The following is a 16813-nucleotide window of genomic DNA, read 5'->3' as shown; positions in this document are numbered from 1 at the left end:
GCGGGGTACACACCGCCGCCAACCCTGAGCAGGCCGGGACGAGTTCAAAGGTTTGAAAACCGGGACGTTGAAACTGAGAAATTACTGGAACCCGGCAATCCCCTTAAGAAAAAAACCGCTGATGATCTCTGCGTAGTCCTCAGCCGCCGGCGCCTCAACCCCATCTGGCCGCACCCGCTCCACCACCGGGGCAAACAGAAAACGTGACGCCATCATCGCGGTCAGCATGGGCCCAACCACTGTCGCCGGGATCATGACGCCGGTTTCCGCGGCCAGGGGCCGGCAGACCTCCCGGCCGACAATCTCCATCATCCGCCGCCCCCAGGCGGCCTTGTATTCTATTATCTCGGGATCATCATGGGGGAGTTCGGTGATGGTGACAAGCAGGTAATCCCGGTGGCTTTCAAAATAGCTCACAGCGCGGCTGATAAACCGGCCGAGCCTTGCCTGCAGCCCATCGTCTCCGGCCAGTTCCTCGCGGCCAATGGCCAGGTAGCCTGATAAGAAAATATCAAGTATCTCCTTGAGCAGTTCCTTCTTGGAGCCGAAAAAATAGTTGATCATCGCCAGGTTGACGTCGGCGGCGGCTGCCAGTTCCCGCAGGCCGGTACCGGCAAACCCCTGACGGGCAAAGAGTTTCACCGCCGCCCCGATAATTCGCTCCCGGGATTGTTGCCCGGCCTGATTATTGTTGACTTTTTTATGCATAGCAATAATAATATTAATTAAACGTTTGTTTAAACAAGCCGGAATCATTCAACCAGAACTTTCATTATATGTCAAAAAAATCGCCATGGGTCTTTTAAAAAAAATTCTGCCCCCGGTTGCGGTCATCCTGCTCGTCCTTGTTGTCACGGTTGGCCCGGGCCGGGCCTTCACCCTCGAAGAGTGTGTTGAACTGGCCCTGCGGAACAATCCGGACCTGGACAAACAACAACTGAACCTGCAACTCGCCCATGCAGACATGGTAGAGCAGAAAGCGCGCAGTTTCGGCAACCTGGATATCGTCTCATCCTACACCCATTATAATCTGCCCCATACCCTGGCCCCCATGACCCCGGCATCAATATCCTCCAACCCCGCGGCCGTACCAACCACCGAGGATCTGTTCAGCGCGGGGGTTGTCTACGAGGTGGCGCTCTTTACCGGCTTTGCCCGGACCCGGGCGATCGAGATCATTGCCCGTCAGAGTCAATACGAACAGACCAAGGCGGAACTGGAACTCAAGCGGGCATTGGCGGAAGCGGTCTTCAGGATCAACACCGCGGCCAGCGACTACAACAGCGCCCGGGCGGAACTTGCCATGACCAGGGAGAGCGCGGCCATTGAGCAGGTCCGTTTTGAGCAGGGGGCCGCTGATATCAGCGATATCCTCCATGCCAGGGCCCGTCACCAACTGGCGGAGAGCCGCTTTATCGACACTGGCTACCGTTATAAGACTGCTTGTTTTTATCTTGATTACCTGCTCGAACATGGAGAAAACAGATGAAAAAAATTATCCTGCCGGTTCTGCTCGTCATCCTGATTGTGGCCGGGGCAGTGCTTCTGAAAAAACGCAGCCAGACCATAGCCGCGGCCCCGATGGCAACCCCGATGTCCCATCCGGTCAAAACAGTGCTGCCGGAGAACAGAACCGTTTTTCAGACAAGTACCTTTCTGGCCAGACTGGAATCTGCAACCAGTGTTGCAATCTCCTCCAAGCTGAGCGGCCGGATCAGTGAACTCCTGGTTGACGAGAGCCGGGAGGTGGGCCAAGGCGACCTGCTGGTGCGCATCGATGACCAGGAGATCCTGGCCGCCATTGCCGCCCTGCGGGCAAAACTTGCCGCGGCCCGGGAACAGAATGATTACAGCAGGACCCAGTATGAGCGTAACAAGGCCATGTTCAAGGTCGGCGGCCTGGCCCGGGAAAGGCTCGAGGCCGCCGGGGTTGCCCTTGGGGTTGCCGGCGCAACGGTAACCGACCTGGAACAGAAGATCAGGGGTCTTGAGAATCAGCTCGATTATCTCAACCTCAGGGCCCCGTTTGCCGGCATCGTGGGCACGGTTTTCCTGCATCAAGGTGATCTTGCCTCGCCCGGCCGCCCCATTATCTCACTCAATTCCCTGCCGCAGAAACTCACTTTCAGCTTCATGCCCGGACCGGCGGAGATCCGGCCGGGCATGGAGGTCCTGCTCCAGGGGGGCAAGGCCGGAAAAATCACCAGGCTGTATAACGATGCCAGGGGAGGGTTGTCGGTTGCCGAGGTTGTCCTTGACCGCCGGCTGGACCGGCCCAACGGCAGTTATCTGACCATCGAACTGGTGGTAAAAAGCGGATCCGGCTGCGGTGTGCCGGTCCGGGCCCTGCTCCACCGGGACCGGGGCGAGAGCATCATGCTCCTCCAGGGCGACCGCTTTGCCGAAAAAGCGGTAACCGTCAAGGCGCGGGACAAGAAGTTCGCCCTGATCGATCCGTGTCCGGCAACACCGGTTGCCGTGGCAGCCGAGGCCAAGCTGGGCCTGCTTCCCTCCTATGGCAGGATCAAGGTTATCCGGGAAAAGAACAATGAATAACAGTTGGATCGAACGTCTGCTGGGGCGTCCCTATCTCATCTGCTCGTTCCTGGCCCTTTTTCTGTTCCTGGGTGTGCTGGGCTACAACCGGATCGACCGGAAACTGTTCCCTGAGTCCAACTATCCCGAGATTGCCGTGGTCATCGTCCAGCCGGGCGGCTCGGCCAAGACCATTGCCGCCAACGTCACCGTTCCGGTGGAAGAGGAACTCTACACCCTGGACAATATCCGCCGGGTATACTCCACCACCATCGACGAGGTCAGCGTTATTCGCGCTGAGTTTGATTATCAGAAAAACCTCGAACTGGCGGCCGCTGATGTGACCAATTCCATCAACAAGATCCGCTCCCTCCTGCCCGGAGACATCCTTGAACCCCGGATCCACAAAATATCCGCTGCCACTGCGCCGATTGTCGTTATTGCCGTAAGTCCCGGCAGCAGCGGCATGGGACTTGAGGATATCCGCCAGCTTGCGGAGAACAGGTTGAAGCAGCGGTTGATCAAGCTCCCCGGGGTGGCCAACGTGGATGTGTTCGGCGGCTATAAAAAAGAGGTCCAGATCATTGTTGACAAGGAAAAACTTGACCGGTACGGGCTGAGCATCGGCATGGTCCAGGCAGTGCTGCAGTCCAATAACCGGGACTATGCCGTTGGTTTTATCAGCGGCGGGCAGGGCCGCTATCTGCTCAAATCACCCGGCCGGCAGGAGAGTATGGCCGGGCTCGGGTCGTTGCGCCTGACCCCGGCGGTAACCCTGGCCGAGGTGAGTGACATCTATTTCGGCCATTATGAGAACAGCGCCGGCTATTACGGCAACTCCAAGGCGGCCATCGCCCTGGCCGTGCAGCGCGGGCTCGACGCGGACGTGGTCCGGACCATTGACCGGGTGGAAACTGAACTTGCCGAGATCAAGGCCCGGTACCCGGGGCTCTGCCTGGAGATCACCGATACCCAGAAAGACACCATTGTCCAGTCCACCGGGAACATGTTCGGATCCCTGCGGGACGCGATTCTCATGTCCGTGTTCGTGGTGTTCCTCTTTCTGGCCAGTTTCAGACAGATGCTGGTGGTCCTGTTCACCATCCCGCTGGTCTATGCCGCAACCGTTGCCCTGATGTGGCTGGCGGGCATTGAGTTCAACGTGGTGACCCTGACCGGCATCATCCTGGCCCTGGGCCTGCTGCTCGATGACGCGGTGGTGGTCATGGAGAACATTGAACGTCATTACCGGGAGCTTGGCTCGGAGATCCACCGGGCGGTCATGCGGGGCACCAGGGAGATCATGTTCGCCGATCTCTCCGGCACGGTCACCACCATGATCGCCCTGGCCCCGATTCTTTTTGTGGGCGGCTACCCGCAGACCGTATTCCGGCCCCTGACCGTCACCCTGCTCCTGGCCCTGGCCGCCTCCTATGTCATCTCGATTACCGCGGTGCCGTTGCTGTCGCTTAAAATACTGACGCTCAACCATCCCCTTCTCCTGCGCGTGGAAAGGTTTTTCCACCGGATCACCGGCAGGGCCAACGAGGCCGTCCACCACTTTTTTGCCGCCGCGGTCGGGGCGGCGCTCAAGCGGAAAACAGTCGCGCTGGTCTATTTCGCGGTATTGCTGGCGCTGTTTGTTGTCAGTGTCAAGGGAGTGATGCCCGTTGTCGGCCGGGAACTGATGCCGCCCATGGATACCGGCGGCATCAGGATCAACATCACCACCGACCCCAATCTGCCCATTGCAGCAAGCAAGGAGATCACCCGGCAGGTTAATGGGATCCTGTTGGAAAACGGCCGGCTCAAGCGGCTCTCCGCCGCCATTGGCAGCGAGGCCGGGGTCTTGAGCATCGGCAGCGGCTCCGGCAGCGACCACATCGCCATTACAGCCACCTATGTGAATCGCCATGAGCGTGAAGAGTCGATCTGGGACATTGAACACCGGCTTCGGCCGCTGATTGCCGGAATCGAGAACATCAAGCGTCTGGACGTGGTGGACTACGGGGCCACCGCCCTGGCCAGTATCCGCGCCAACATCGATGTAATGCTGTCCGGCCCTGATTTTGACGACCTGGTCCGGGCCGGGGACCAGGTGGAAAAGGCGCTGTATAAAACCCGGGGCGTGGTTTCGGTCTCCCGCACCTGGGATATCGATAAAATCGTCTACCAGCTTGATATCAACCAGGAACGGGCCGCCTTGCACGGCCTGAACAGTTCGGAGATCATCACCCAGCTCCAGCTCCTGCTCCGCGGCGCCCGGGTTGCGACCTTTGCCGCTGCCAACAGTACCGACTTCGGGGTAAGGCTCTGGCTGCCGGCGGCCCAACGGGACCGGTTCGAACTCCTTTCCACCGTTCTTATCAACACCCCGAACGGGGAAAAGATACCCCTGGCAGCCCTGGCCACGGTCAGCCGGGACCTTGAACCCGGACTCATCAGCCGGGAGGGTCTCAACTATACCCTTAATGTATACGGGTTCCGCGAGAAGACGGCCATTTCCCATATCATGGACAGCTTTGACCAGGGTTTCACCGGCACCACCCTGCCGCCATCGGTGACCATGGAACAGGTGGGCGATATCAAGGAGTTCCGGAACTCCGCCGGCCGGATGGTCACGGCCATCGGTTTTGCGGTTATCCTGATCTTTTTCACCCTGATAATCTTTTTCGACTCCATCCGGATCTCCCTGATGATCATCCTCTCCATTCCCCTGACCATCATCGGCGCCGCCTGGACCCTGCTGCTGCTCAACTATCACGTCTCCATGCCGGCAATGATGGGCTTTATCCTGCTCTCCGGGATCATTGTCAACAACGCCATTCTGCTGATCCATTTTGCCCGGGAAAAAATAGCCCGGGGGATGGGGAAAAAAGAGGCCATGCTGGAAAGTATCCGGATCCGCACCAGGCCGGTCCTGATGACCGCCTTTGCGGTGGCAGCCGGGATGCTGCCGGTGGCCCTTGGTTCAGCCATCGGCCTGGAACGGTTGGCGCCCCTGGGGGCAGTGGCCATCGGCGGCCTGCTGGTCGGCACCTTTCTGACCCTGCTCTTTATCCCGCTCATCTTTATCTGGACCGCATGAGTGCTACCGCGGCCTGTCTTCGGCCGGCCGGCCGACTGGTCTCTTCGCCGGTCACTTTGATCTGCCTGCCCCACCTAAACAGCTACGATGAACTGACCCCGGCGAACGGTTACGAAACTTATAATCTGAAGTACCCCATTACCCAGGTGGCTGTCCCCGGTATTCCGATATACCAAAAGCCGCCTCGTCAAGTAACACCTTTTATCGCTGTTATCGTTTTCTCAGGCGAGAGGATATAACCCGGGCTCATTTTAAGAACCGGCATGACGTCCTTAACAAGCCCAAAAAATACCGGTTGGGCCGCGATAGAAAAATCTCCATATCCCGGGCTGTACCGGCGGGTAGTGTCACACCCCTCCCCTTTGCATTTCTCAGCAATCTCCTGGTCCATCTTTTTTAGTAACCGTTCACCGGGGGTACGGATTTACGGTAATCTCATGCCCGTAAGCGTTTACCAGTGGCTTAGATTCGTTCATTTGGGACTGCGAAGCATACTGGTGCTATTCGAGCAGGCCAAAATGGGCGAAGATGAGGTGCTGGTGAACGCTTACGTCCAACGTTTATTCTTCCACCCACCGGCCACTGTTTTTAGTGCCTGGTGCCTGGTGCCTGGTGCCTGGTGTTTGGTGCCTGGTGTTTGGTGTTTGGTTTACTGTCCACTGTCCACTGTCCTCTGTCCTCTGTCCTCCGTCCTCTGTCCACTGTCCTCTGCTTGCCCGCCGTAGCCATCAGGCGAAGGAGGATGGCAAAGGCGGGTCCTCCGTCCTCTGTCCTCTGGCAGTCATCAACTAATCATCAAAATCTCCCCGCGGTCCCTTGTCAGTGTCCATCGCCCCGGCCCGGCGCCGGAACTTCTCCTCGGTCCACTGGCCGGGATCCTCGATCCGGCCGACCTTGGGACCGGGATCGTGGGAGCCGGCCGCAAGAATGGCCTCAACGGCCAGGGGCGCGGTGTCCCGGGCATTGAACACCTCGACCAGCAACCGATGGACAAACTCCTCCACCCGGGTTGCCATCCGTTGCCGGATCTGCCGGGGCTGGCCCATCAGCTTGGTCTCAAAGGGCAGATTCAGTTTCTTGAAATCACCGCCCTTCCATCCCCTGTGCCGGGCATAGCCAACCATCTCCAGCCACATCTCTTCCGAGACCCCTTCACCTTCCTTTTTGATAAAATCACCAGCCCCATCCATTTGGGCGTTGCCATAGTCGTTCACCACCAGGCCCCAGGAGATCATCTGCAGGGCCGTGGCCACATTGGCCTTGGTGGTCCGGGTTTGGGCGGCGATTTGCCGCAGCCGCTCCGAGCTGTTGCCCGAGGTGCCGTGCTGGGCGCCGGACACCTGATATGGAACAAGCCGCGCATGGATCTCAGCGGTGAGATCCACCTGGATCCCCTGGTCGCTTGCCTCAATGCCGTGGGTGGTGCCGTTGTTAAGGGCGATCCAGTCCGGAAAGATGTCATGGGCGTTCAACCCCTGGATCAGGAACAGGGCCTCCTCCACCGAGGACAGCCCCTGGGAGCCCTTGATCTCGCCCACCTCGGTCTCCAGCCCGGCCCATTTCGGGATGTAGGGGTTCAAGGCGATGTTGGCGGCCAGGTTGTCCGCATCCGGCATGTGGGAGGCATCAACGGCAATGGAGGTAATCCCGGCATCAAACAGGGTGGGAATCTCCTGTTGGGCAAAGTCAACGTCCCCGGGTTTCTTGATCCCGTAATGGTCGGCATGGATCGCCACTGGCACGGTTATTCCCAGCTCATTGCAGAAGGAGTCGACGATCCGGGCAATGTTCCAGTAATTGACCGCGCAATAGGCATCCGCCCCACCCTCGGAACGGGCGATCTCGATGATCATCGCGGCATTGGCCCGCTGGGCCGCCATCAGCGCGCCACGGATCACCAGGCAATTGCGGCCGTTGGCCGCCATGGTCATTGCCTTGCCCTTGGCGATCAAGGCCCGGTCAATCACCTTGCCGCTGACGATCAGGGCGCGGGAGTTGGGAAAAAGCTTGACAATGTTGGGTGGCCGGCCGATGGCCAGGGCCTGTTGAAAGTCTTCATTAGCACGGCTTGCGCTGATCATGGTTCTCCATCCTCTTTTTAACTGTTTTTTCAACCCCGGAAAGATCTCTCCCGTAATCAGTTACGTTTTAACCGATATGAATAAAGTTGCAAGGGGCGCTGGCCACGGAAGGTCTCAATCAGCCGAAGGGTCCTGTTCCGGCTCCCGGCTCCCGGCAAAACCGCGGCGGCCGAAAAGCCACACCGCCACCACGCTCACCTCGTATAGAATAAGAAGCGGCACCCCCATCAACATCTGGTTCACCACATCGGGGGTAGGGGTCAGGATTGCTGCAATCACAAAATTGATCAGCACCGCATACTTGCGATTCCGGTTGAGAAAGGCGACGTTCACCACCCCGAGCCTGGCAAGAAAGACCATGACGATCGGCAGCTCGAAGATGGCGCCAAAGGCGATGAGAAGGCGCAGGGCCAGGGAAAAATACTCGGTCACCGCTGGCATCGGGTTGAGATAATCGGTGCTGTAGCCGACCAGAAACTTAAAGGCCGGCGGAAAGACGACAAAATAGGCAAAGGCGACCCCGCCGGTAAAACAACAGGTTGAAAGCAGGGAAAAGGGGATCAGCGCCTTTTTTTCATGCTGATACAGGCCCGGGGCGACAAAACGCCAGATCTGAAAAAATGTCACCGGGCTGCCCAGGATCACCCCGCAGACCAGGGCCAATTTTAGATAAAAAAAAAGGCCTCCTGGTAAGAGGTGAAGATAAGGCTGGATTCCGGCGGCAGGACGTCGAACAGGGGCTTGAAGAACCAGGCGCCGATCTCCTGGATATAGACATAGGAAACCGCGAACCCCACGGCCGAGGCGATGAGGGAGTAGATGATACAGGACCGCAGGTCCTTCAGGTGATCGGTCAACTGCTGTTTTTCAAATTTTTCCATGGAGCGCTGGTTTCTCTTGTTCAGCGTAAGCGGTCCGGGATATCTGGCCGCGAAAATGGTGCCCGGGGCGAGAATCGAACTCGCACAATCACAAGGATCGAGGGATTTTAAGTCCCTTGCGTCTACCAGTTCCGCCACCCGGGCACAATGAAATATTCTCCGGATTCACGGGGGTTGTAGCATAATTTCCCATAAAAGACAAGTCAGAAGAAGCACTTCAATTCCGCTTTTGCCGGCCCTGGGAAGAGACCGCCGGATCACCATTCGATTGTTATGGTTTAGTACTAGGTTTTGCCTGCCATTAACCTGCCATTCTTTTAGTATTGTGCTTTGCCGGGTTCCCGCATATTGTAATTTTTAAATGCAGGCCCGGGCCGGGATCGATTCCGGCCCGGGCTGTAAGGACGGGATATCAGTCAGATGAGATCTTTTTGTTCATCCATGGAAATTTTTTCAGACCCGGCCGGCCGGGTTCGAGAGGGAAGACTGGTTGCGGAACTGTTTCCGGAACCAATCGCTTATGGCGGCTTGTTACCCGCCAGCATGATACGTTAGTATCGCAATTTTTGGAGGTTAAGCAGGATGGCAGATCGGGAAATAGGCACGGTAAAATGGTTCAACAGCAGCAAGGGCTACGGTTTCATCGCCCGGGATCAGGGAGACGATGTGTTTGTCCACTTCACTTCCATCCGGGACACCGGTGGTTTCCGCTCCCTTGAAGAAGGTCAAAAGGTAGAGTTTACGGTCAACCAGGGGCAAAAAGGCCCCCAGGCCGATGATGTGATTGCCTCGGATTAGACCCGCTGCAAAGCTCAACAACACCGCCCCCTTCCGGACTTGCCGGAAGGGGGTTTTTTTATTCAAGCGTCACCATCCTTTTGATCACGCGCCGTCCCTGTCCCGCTTCTCTGAAAAGGGCTTGTAAAACCGGTATATTTATGATTACTTGGGCACTGCCTTGGCACAACTCCGCCCCCTGGCCGGCCGGGCGCCGATTCCCGCAAACGCAAACGGTTCACCTAGATGCGAAAAACAGTCACCGGGCTGATAATTCTTGCCGCCATCCTCTTTGTCGGCACCACCGGCTACATGGTGCTGGAAGGCAGCAGCATGCTCAACGCCCTTTACATGACGGTCATCACCATTACCACCGTGGGCTACGGTGAAGTCTTTCCGCTGAGTCCCAGCGGAAAATTATTCACCATCGCCCTGATCGTGGTGGGGGTGAGCTTTGTCCTGTACCTGTTCGGCAATATCACCGAGGCAATGGTCGAAGGGGGATTGCGGCGAATCCTAGGGAGAAAAAAAATGGAAAAAAAGGTATCACGCCTGAAAGATCACTACATCGTCTGCGGCTTCGGCAGAATCGGCAAGGTCATCTGCAGCGTGCTTAAAGAAAACAATCGCCCTTTTGCAGTGATCGAACATGACCCGGAACAGATCCAGCAGATCGAGGAACTCGGTTATCTCTCCTTGCAGGGCGAGGCCTCAAACGACGAGATGCTGCTTGCCGCCGGGATCAAAAAGGCCAAGGGGCTCATTGCCGTGGTCTCTTCCGACGCCGATAATGTCTACATCACCCTCTCGGCCAAGGGATTGAACCCGAACCTGTTTATCCTGGCCCGGTCCAGCGGCGAGGAGGGTTCGGAGGTCAAACTGCTGCGGGCCGGGGCCAACAAGGTCATCTCGCCCTATTATATCGGGGCCTGCCGGATGGCCCACCTCCTGGTCCGTCCCACGGTGATCGATTTCATCGACCTCACTGTTCACGCCGGCGAACTCGGCCTGCGACTGGAGGAGATGCGGGTTACGGACAAGGCCGCCTTTGCCGGCAAAAGCCTCAAGGATACCAATATCCGCAAGGAACACGACCTCATTGTGGTGGCAATCAAGCGCGACCAGGGCGAGATGCTTTTCAACCCCGGCCCGGACACCACCATTCTCCAGGACGATATTCTGGTTGTCCTGGGCGAACACGATCATATCAAGGCCTTTGAGAAACTACTGTAGATTGCAAGGATACCTGCCCGGACACCGAGCTTCGCCCGCAACGACTTCATATAAACAATCGAACATTTGTCGGTCTCGCAACAACCCGCTCGACGGACGTGATTCGTCTTGTAACTTGTTGATTTTATTGGGTGGCATTTGAAGCCTTTCGGGTTGTTACGAGTTTATCAATATTTGATTTACGAACAAAAAAAATGAAATGACCCAGTGGCAACGCCTGTTACGCAAAAGCATTGTTCTGCCCCGGGAACTGGCGTCCCGGTTCGACATCGACCCCAGCCCCCTGGAGGCGGTTGCCGCCGCCTACCCGATGCGGATCAACCCCTATTATCTCTCCCTGATCAAGAAACCGGGCGACCCTTTCTGGCTCCAGGCAGTTCCCGACCCGAGGGAGCTTGACGACACGGTCTGCATGGAGGACCCGCTCAATGAAGAGAATCTGAGCCCTGTTCCCAACCTGGTCCATAAATATCCGGACCGGGCCCTGTTCCTGGTCAATGACCAGTGCGCGGTCTACTGCCGGTTCTGCACCCGGAAACGCAAGGTGGGCACCGACCGGATGCGGATCAGCAACGACACCATCCGCGCCGGGCTCGACTATCTCCGCAAAACTCCGGAAATCCGGGACGTGCTCCTCTCCGGCGGCGACCCCCTGCTGCTTTCCGACGACCGGCTCGAACAGCTCCTGGAATCAGTGCGCCGGATCCCCAGCATCGAGATCATCCGGATCGGCAGCCGGGTGCCCTGTACCCTGCCCATGCGGGTCACCCGCCGGTTGGCCGCCCTTTTGCAACGCTTTCATCCGCTCTACATCAACACCCACTTCAATCATCCCGGCGAAATCACCGCCGCAGCGGCCCGGGCCTGCACCCGGCTGGCCGACGCCGGCATCCCCATGGGCTGCCAGACCGTACTCCTCAAGGGGGTCAACGACTCGGCCGCAACACTCCGGCATCTGTTCCACAAGCTGCTCCTGATCCGGGTCAAACCCTACTATCTCTTTCAGGGCGACATGACCCGGGGCACTAATCATTTCCGTACTCCGGTCGAGCAGGGACTGTCGATCATGCGTGCCCTGATCGGCCACACCTCGGGCCTGGCCGTGCCCACCTTTGCGGTGGACGCCCCGGGCGGCGGCGGCAAGATTCCGCTGCTCCCTGATTATGTCCTTCGCCTGGACCATGAACTGGTGTTCGAAAACTATTGCGGGGTTACCTGCTCCTATGGCAATGTAAAATCGTGATCAATCCCTTCCCCCCCGGCGGAGCAGACGGCATGGAAAGAAAACTCCTGGTGACAGTGGACGGCTCGGTATACAGCGCCAACACCCTGCGCTATCTCAGCCGGCTCTTTGAGGATCTGGACCAGGTCTTTCTCCATCTCCTCTGCGTTGTTCCCTGTACATTATCCGCAGCCGGCCGTGACTGGCTGGACGACCTCGAGCTGATGAGCAGCATGAGCCCCGCGTCCCGGAAACAATACGCCGCGGCCAGGCGCTATATGAACGAGGCGGTCATGCAACTCGGCCGGCGCGGGATAAGTCCGCAACAGATCACCACCCAGGTCCAACTCTCGCGAACAGGGGTGGCCGACGACATCCTCACGGTGGCGCGCCAGGGGCTCTACGATGCCTTGATCATCGGCCGCCGCGGCCTGACCAGGCTGGAAGAAATGGTCATGGGCAGCGTCTCGGAACGGATCCTGAAAAAATGCACCGATGTTCCCATCTGGGTGGTGGACGGCCAGGTCAACTCGCGCCGGTTCCTGCTGCCGGTGGACGGCTCCTTCCACAGCCTGAAGGCGGCGGACCACCTCGGCTTTATCCTCAAGGACAATCCCTATGCCGAGGTGACCCTGTTCCACTCCGAGTCGATGTTCAGCCATAAACAGACCCTTGACCCGGAGCAATGCCGGCAACTGTTCGGCAATGCCTGCGATTTTCTCCTGGACAACCGCCCGGACAGCCACTTTCACGGCCCGGAACAGCTCTTGCTGAACAGCGGTTTTCCAGCGGAAAAAATCCGCCGGCTCACCACCAGCAAGGGAGTTCACCCCAGCCGGCAGATCATCCGCCAGGCCCTGATCGACGATTTCGGCACCATTGTCATGGGCCGCCGCGGCGGGGAAGAGAAAAAAGGTTTTTTAGGCAGCGTATCGGCAAAGGTGATGGCCATGGCCGCGGATGTCTCGGTCTGGTTGGTAGGCTGATCCCCTGACAAACCAGCAAGGTATCAATGTCCATTCGCCCTGTTGCCAAGATTGCCCGGATCGTGCTGCTGATCATCTGGGTCGTTTTACTGGTCGCCCTGCTCAAACGGGATTATTTCATCAAGACCCTGGACCTGCGCGAGGCCCGGGTCATCCAACAGGGACGGGAGGAGAGTTTTCTCGGGGTCTACTTCCAGGGCCAACGGATCGGTTATGTCAAAAACCGGCTCCACCCCGCCGGACCGGACACCCTGATTCTCTCCCAGGAGGCCCTGCTCCGGCTGAACATCCTTGACCAGATCCATCCGGTCAGGATGACGGTCACCGCCGAACTCGCCAACGACCTCCTCCTGCGGAGTTTTACCTTTCATCTTGACTCCCCCTTTTACCGGATGGATGCCCGGGGCACGGTCCGGGGCCGGGAGGTCCGCTTCGAGCTGACCAGTGGCAAGGAGACCATAAAAGAGGTCATCCGCCTGGCCGAGCCGCCCTTTCTTTCCACCAGTCAGCGCGGCTATCTCCTCACCCGGGACCTCAAGCCGGGCGACCGGCGCAGGGTGCCCTACTTCGATCCCATGACCCTGTCCGGTCAGAACTCGGTGATTGAATACCAGGGCCGGGAAAAGGTGCTGATCAACGGACGGGTCCACAACCTGCATCGTTTTACCGAATCTTTTTCCGGACTCTTTTTCAACAGCTGGCTCAACGATGCGGGCAAGCTGATCAAGGAGGAATCGCCGGCCGGGTTCGTCTTCCTGGCCGAACCGGAGTTCAAGGCCACTGACCTTGTTCACAAGGGCAAGGAACTGCTCAGTTCGGTTTCCGTGCCCTTGACCGGCACCATGCCGGAACTTGACCAGCGAACCAGCCTGAGCTTTCGCCTGACCATGCCGGCTGACAACGATTTCGATCTGAACCAGGACCGGCAGCGAGTGACCAACGATATCGTCACCGTGACCCTGGAGGATCTGCCGGCAGAGGATGCCGAGGTCTGCGCAGACGCGGATGCGGAACTGGCCGCCACCCCCTACATCCAGTCGAAAAACGCGGCCCTCAACAAGCTGGTCCGTGAAACCACCGCTGCCGCGGCCACCCCCCTGGCCAAGGTCCGGGCCCTGGCCAGCTGGGTCTTTACCAACCTGGAAAAACGGCCGGTTCTCGGAATCCCCGACGCGCTAACCACCTTTCATACCCGCCGGGGAGACTGCAACGAACACGCGGCCCTGTTCGCGGCCCTGGCCCGCGGGGCCGGGATCCCCTGCCGGGTTGTTGCCGGGGTGGTCTTCCACCAGGGGGCGTTTTACTACCATGCCTGGAACGAGGTCTGTCTTGACAATCGCTGGATCAGCCTGGACACCACCCGCGATCAACTGCCGGCCGATATCACCCATATCAAGTTCATCCAGGGCGAGACCAGGGAGATGATTCGAATCGGCGCCCTGTTGGGCCGACTCTCCATTGAGGTCGTGGACCAACCGCTGCTCTCCACCGGGGCTGCCCGGCCCGCCGGCCCCTGAACCGGAGGATATCTCGTGACTGCCGAAGCCAGGCCGATGATCGAAATGGAACGACTCAGCAAGCGGTTCGGCGCCTTTACCGCCGTGGACGACCTTTCCCTGCAAATCCGGGCCGGGGAGATCTTCGGCTTTCTCGGACCGAACGGGGCCGGCAAGACCACCACCATCAAGATGCTCGCCGGGTTGCTCAAGCCCAGTTCCGGCCGGATCCGGATCAACGGCCGCGACCTGGCCCGGGAGCCGGTTGCCTGCAAGCAGGTTACCGGCTACATCCCGGACCGCCCCTATCTCTACGAAAAGCTCACCGGCATCGAGTATCTCCAGTTCATCGCCAGCCTCTATCGCCTGAAGCCGGCCGCCTTCAACGCCAACTCCGTCCATCTCCTCGACCTGTTCGGGCTCAGCGACCGGCGGCACCAGCTTATTGAAAGCTATTCCCACGGCATGCGGCAGAAACTGATCATGGCCAGCATCCTGATGCTCGACCCGCCGATCATCATCGTTGACGAGCCGATGGTCGGGCTGGACCCCAAAAGCGCCCGGATCGTCAAGGAACTCTTCAGGGCCCGGGCCCGGGCCGGCACCGCCATCTTCCTTTCCACCCATTCCCTGGAGATCGCCGAAGAGCTTTGCGACCGGATCGGGATCATCGTCAACAGCGCCCTCCGGATCGTCGGCAACCTGGCAACCCTGCGTCAAGAGGCCCGGATGGAGGAAAGCGACCTGGAAGAGATCTTCCTGGAACTGACCGGGGTCTACGATGTGCGGGAGGTGGTCAATGCCCTGCGGGCCATGAATCAACAGAATTCCGGAGAACAATGATGGCCTCTCCCAGGACCAGCCTGCTGCTGCCCTTTGGCCGTGGCCTCTGCAACCGCTTCTTTCCCGGCAACACCCTGCCCCTGCGCACCATCCTCGCCCTGGCGACCGGGCTGGCCGTCTGCCTGGCCCTCTACCTGACCGCGGTCCGGGTGGTGACCTATTTCCACTCCCAGAACGAGTTGGGGATCATCCTCAGCCTGAAGATATTCCAGATGGCCTGGATCACCGTGTTTGCGATGCTGATCTTCTCCTGCATGGTCTCGGCGGTCTCCACCCTGTTCCTGTCCCAGGACAATGAAATCGTCGGCGCGGCGCCGGTCACCCCGGAAGAACTCTATTTCATGCGCTATCTCACCACCACCGTCTACACCTCCTGGATGATGGTCATCTTTTCCCTGCCGATCTTTGCCGCCTACGGCCGGGTCTTCCACGCCGGGGTACTGTACGCACCCTTGATGCTCCTGGCAGTGGTCGCCACCGCGGCCATTGCCTCGGCCCTGGGCATGGCCCTGACCGTGGTCCTGGTCAACCTGTTTCCAGCCCGGCGCACCAAGGATATCATCTTCTATCTATCCCTCTGTTTCGGCATCTTCATCTATGTGATGTTCCGCCTGCTCCGGCCCGAGGACCTGGTCAACCCGGACAAGTACGCCCATTTCCTCGACTATCTCGCCTCGATCGCCAACCCGGCCGCGCCCTACCTCCCGGCGGCCTGGGCCGCCAACCTGCTCTCCCTCTATCTCCTCGACCGGGAGGTCGACTGGCTGCTGACGGCCCTGCTGGTCTTCACCCCCCCGGCCCTGTTCTTCATCGGCGAGTGGGCCATGGGCCGCTGGTTCTTTTCCGGCTATTCCAAGTCCCAGGAATCGTTCGGCGGTTTTCGCAGCTTCCCGGCACCGGGCCGATACCGGCCAGCGGTCTGGCGCTGGATATTCCGCAAGGAGAGCAAGCTGTTCCTGCGCGACTCGGCCGAATGGTCCCAACTCTTCATGATCGCCGCCCTGATCGTGGTCTATCTCTACAACTTCAAGCTGCTGCCCCTGGACCGCGCCCCGATCAGGGAGGAGTATATCGCCAACCTGATCGCCTTTCTCAACATCGGCCTGACCGGCTTTGTGGTGGCCTCGCTGTCGGCCCGGTTCGTCTACCCCTCGGTGGGGGCCGAGGGCGGCTCCTTCTACCTGATCCGGGCCGCCCCCTTGTCGATGCGGCGTTATCTGCTGGCCAAGTATTTTTTTTATGTGATCCCCTTTACCGGGCTCGCCCTGCTGCTGCTCGCCGCTTCCAACCAGCTGCTCAAGATCAAGGGACCGATGGCCTGGATCTGTCTGGCCAGCGGCCTGGTGATCACCTGGACCCTGGTGGCCCTGGCCCTGGGGTTTGGCTCGCTGTACGCCGACTTCAAGGCGGAAAACCGGGCCGCGGCCCTGGGAGGCATGGGCGCGATCCTCTTTTTATTCACCGCCCTGGCCTTTATCTTGCTGATTATCCTGCTGGGCGCCCTGCCCACCTATCGGCTGGTAACCGCCGGCCTGGCCGGCTCCATGTTCCGGGCCCGGGACCTGCTGCTGCTCGTTGCCTGGATCGGCGGCTCCATATTTCTGGCCGTGGGCCTGGCCTTATTTGTTCTGCAAAAGGGGATAAAAAGGCTGGAGGAATCGGGGTGACGGA

12 protein-coding genes, 1 tRNA gene and 1 pseudogene are annotated in these 16813 nt (G+C 59.0%); 10 read left to right on the top strand and 4 right to left on the bottom strand.

Annotated elements, in window-relative coordinates; translation table 11 throughout:
* Positions 1-81 precede the first annotated feature (81 nt).
* Positions 82-708: a TetR family transcriptional regulator gene (locus L3J03_03135; protein ID MCF6289983.1), complete on the bottom strand. Its 627-nt coding sequence runs from the start codon at positions 706-708 to the stop codon at positions 82-84.
* 85 nt (positions 709-793) lie between these two features.
* Here L3J03_03135 and L3J03_03130 point away from each other — a divergent pair, with 85 nt between their 5' ends.
* The 3 genes from L3J03_03130 to L3J03_03120 are packed head-to-tail and all read left to right on the top strand — an operon-like array spanning position 794 to position 5623.
* Positions 794-1489 carry a TolC family protein gene (locus L3J03_03130; protein MCF6289982.1) on the top strand — a complete coding sequence of 232 codons (696 nt, stop codon included), beginning with the start codon at positions 794-796 and terminating at the stop codon, positions 1487-1489.
* The gene (locus L3J03_03125) at positions 1486-2556 is read left to right on the top strand and encodes an efflux RND transporter periplasmic adaptor subunit (GenBank protein ID MCF6289981.1); all 1071 of its coding nucleotides are present in this window, start codon (positions 1486-1488) and stop codon (positions 2554-2556) included. The genes L3J03_03130 and L3J03_03125 overlap by 4 nt, the downstream gene beginning before the upstream one ends.
* The gene (locus L3J03_03120) at positions 2549-5623 is read left to right on the top strand and encodes an efflux RND transporter permease subunit (GenBank protein ID MCF6289980.1); all 3075 of its coding nucleotides are present in this window, start codon (positions 2549-2551) and stop codon (positions 5621-5623) included. Before L3J03_03125 ends, L3J03_03120 begins: the two co-directional genes overlap by 8 nt.
* A gap of 788 nt (positions 5624-6411) precedes the next feature.
* On the opposite strand, the gene L3J03_03115 is transcribed toward L3J03_03120, so the two are convergent.
* The 3 genes and pseudogenes from L3J03_03115 to L3J03_03105 all read right to left on the bottom strand — a co-directional run bounded on the left by L3J03_03115 (position 6412) and on the right by L3J03_03105 (position 8729).
* Complete coding sequence (locus L3J03_03115; GenBank protein MCF6289979.1) at positions 6412-7704, bottom strand: class II fructose-bisphosphate aldolase; 1293 nt, start codon at positions 7702-7704, stop codon at positions 6412-6414.
* A 114-nt stretch (positions 7705-7818) separates the two neighbouring features.
* A pseudogene (tatC, locus tag L3J03_03110) lies at positions 7819-8585 on the bottom strand (twin-arginine translocase subunit TatC).
* Positions 8586-8641: 56 nt separating this feature from the next.
* Positions 8642-8729, bottom strand: a tRNA-Leu gene (locus L3J03_03105).
* A gap of 438 nt (positions 8730-9167) precedes the next feature.
* On the opposite strand from L3J03_03105, the gene L3J03_03100 reads away from it, so the two are divergent.
* From L3J03_03100 to L3J03_03070, 7 genes are all read left to right on the top strand, one after another.
* Positions 9168-9383 carry a cold-shock protein gene (locus L3J03_03100; GenBank protein MCF6289978.1) on the top strand — a complete coding sequence of 72 codons (216 nt, stop codon included), beginning with the start codon at positions 9168-9170 and terminating at the stop codon, positions 9381-9383.
* Between the two features lie 225 nt (positions 9384-9608).
* Positions 9609-10595 carry a potassium channel protein gene (locus tag L3J03_03095; protein MCF6289977.1) on the top strand — a complete coding sequence of 329 codons (987 nt, stop codon included), beginning with the start codon at positions 9609-9611 and terminating at the stop codon, positions 10593-10595.
* 199 nt (positions 10596-10794) lie between these two features.
* Entirely contained in the window at positions 10795-11838 is a 1044-nt protein-coding gene (locus L3J03_03090) for a KamA family radical SAM protein (protein ID MCF6289976.1), read from the top strand.
* A 32-nt stretch (positions 11839-11870) separates the two neighbouring features.
* A complete protein-coding gene (locus L3J03_03085; GenBank protein ID MCF6289975.1) occupies positions 11871-12803 on the top strand; it encodes a universal stress protein in 933 nt (310 codons plus the stop codon).
* A 26-nt stretch (positions 12804-12829) separates the two neighbouring features.
* Positions 12830-14320 (top strand): transglutaminase-like domain-containing protein, encoded by a 1491-nt coding sequence (locus tag L3J03_03080; GenBank protein ID MCF6289974.1) that lies wholly within the window; start codon positions 12830-12832, stop codon positions 14318-14320.
* A gap of 15 nt (positions 14321-14335) precedes the next feature.
* Complete coding sequence (locus tag L3J03_03075) at positions 14336-15142, top strand: ABC transporter ATP-binding protein (GenBank protein MCF6289973.1); 807 nt, start codon at positions 14336-14338, stop codon at positions 15140-15142.
* Positions 15139-16809: a hypothetical protein gene (locus L3J03_03070; GenBank protein MCF6289972.1), complete on the top strand. Its 1671-nt coding sequence runs from the start codon at positions 15139-15141 to the stop codon at positions 16807-16809. The genes L3J03_03075 and L3J03_03070 overlap by 4 nt, the downstream gene beginning before the upstream one ends.
* Positions 16810-16813 lie beyond the last annotated feature (4 nt).

It is taken from the genome of Desulfobacterales bacterium (assembly GCA_021647905.1).
Classification (GTDB): domain Bacteria; phylum Desulfobacterota; class Desulfobulbia; order Desulfobulbales; family BM004; genus JAKITW01.
Note: the sequence above shows the minus strand (reverse complement) of the source record. Positions and strands in the feature narration are given on the sequence as shown.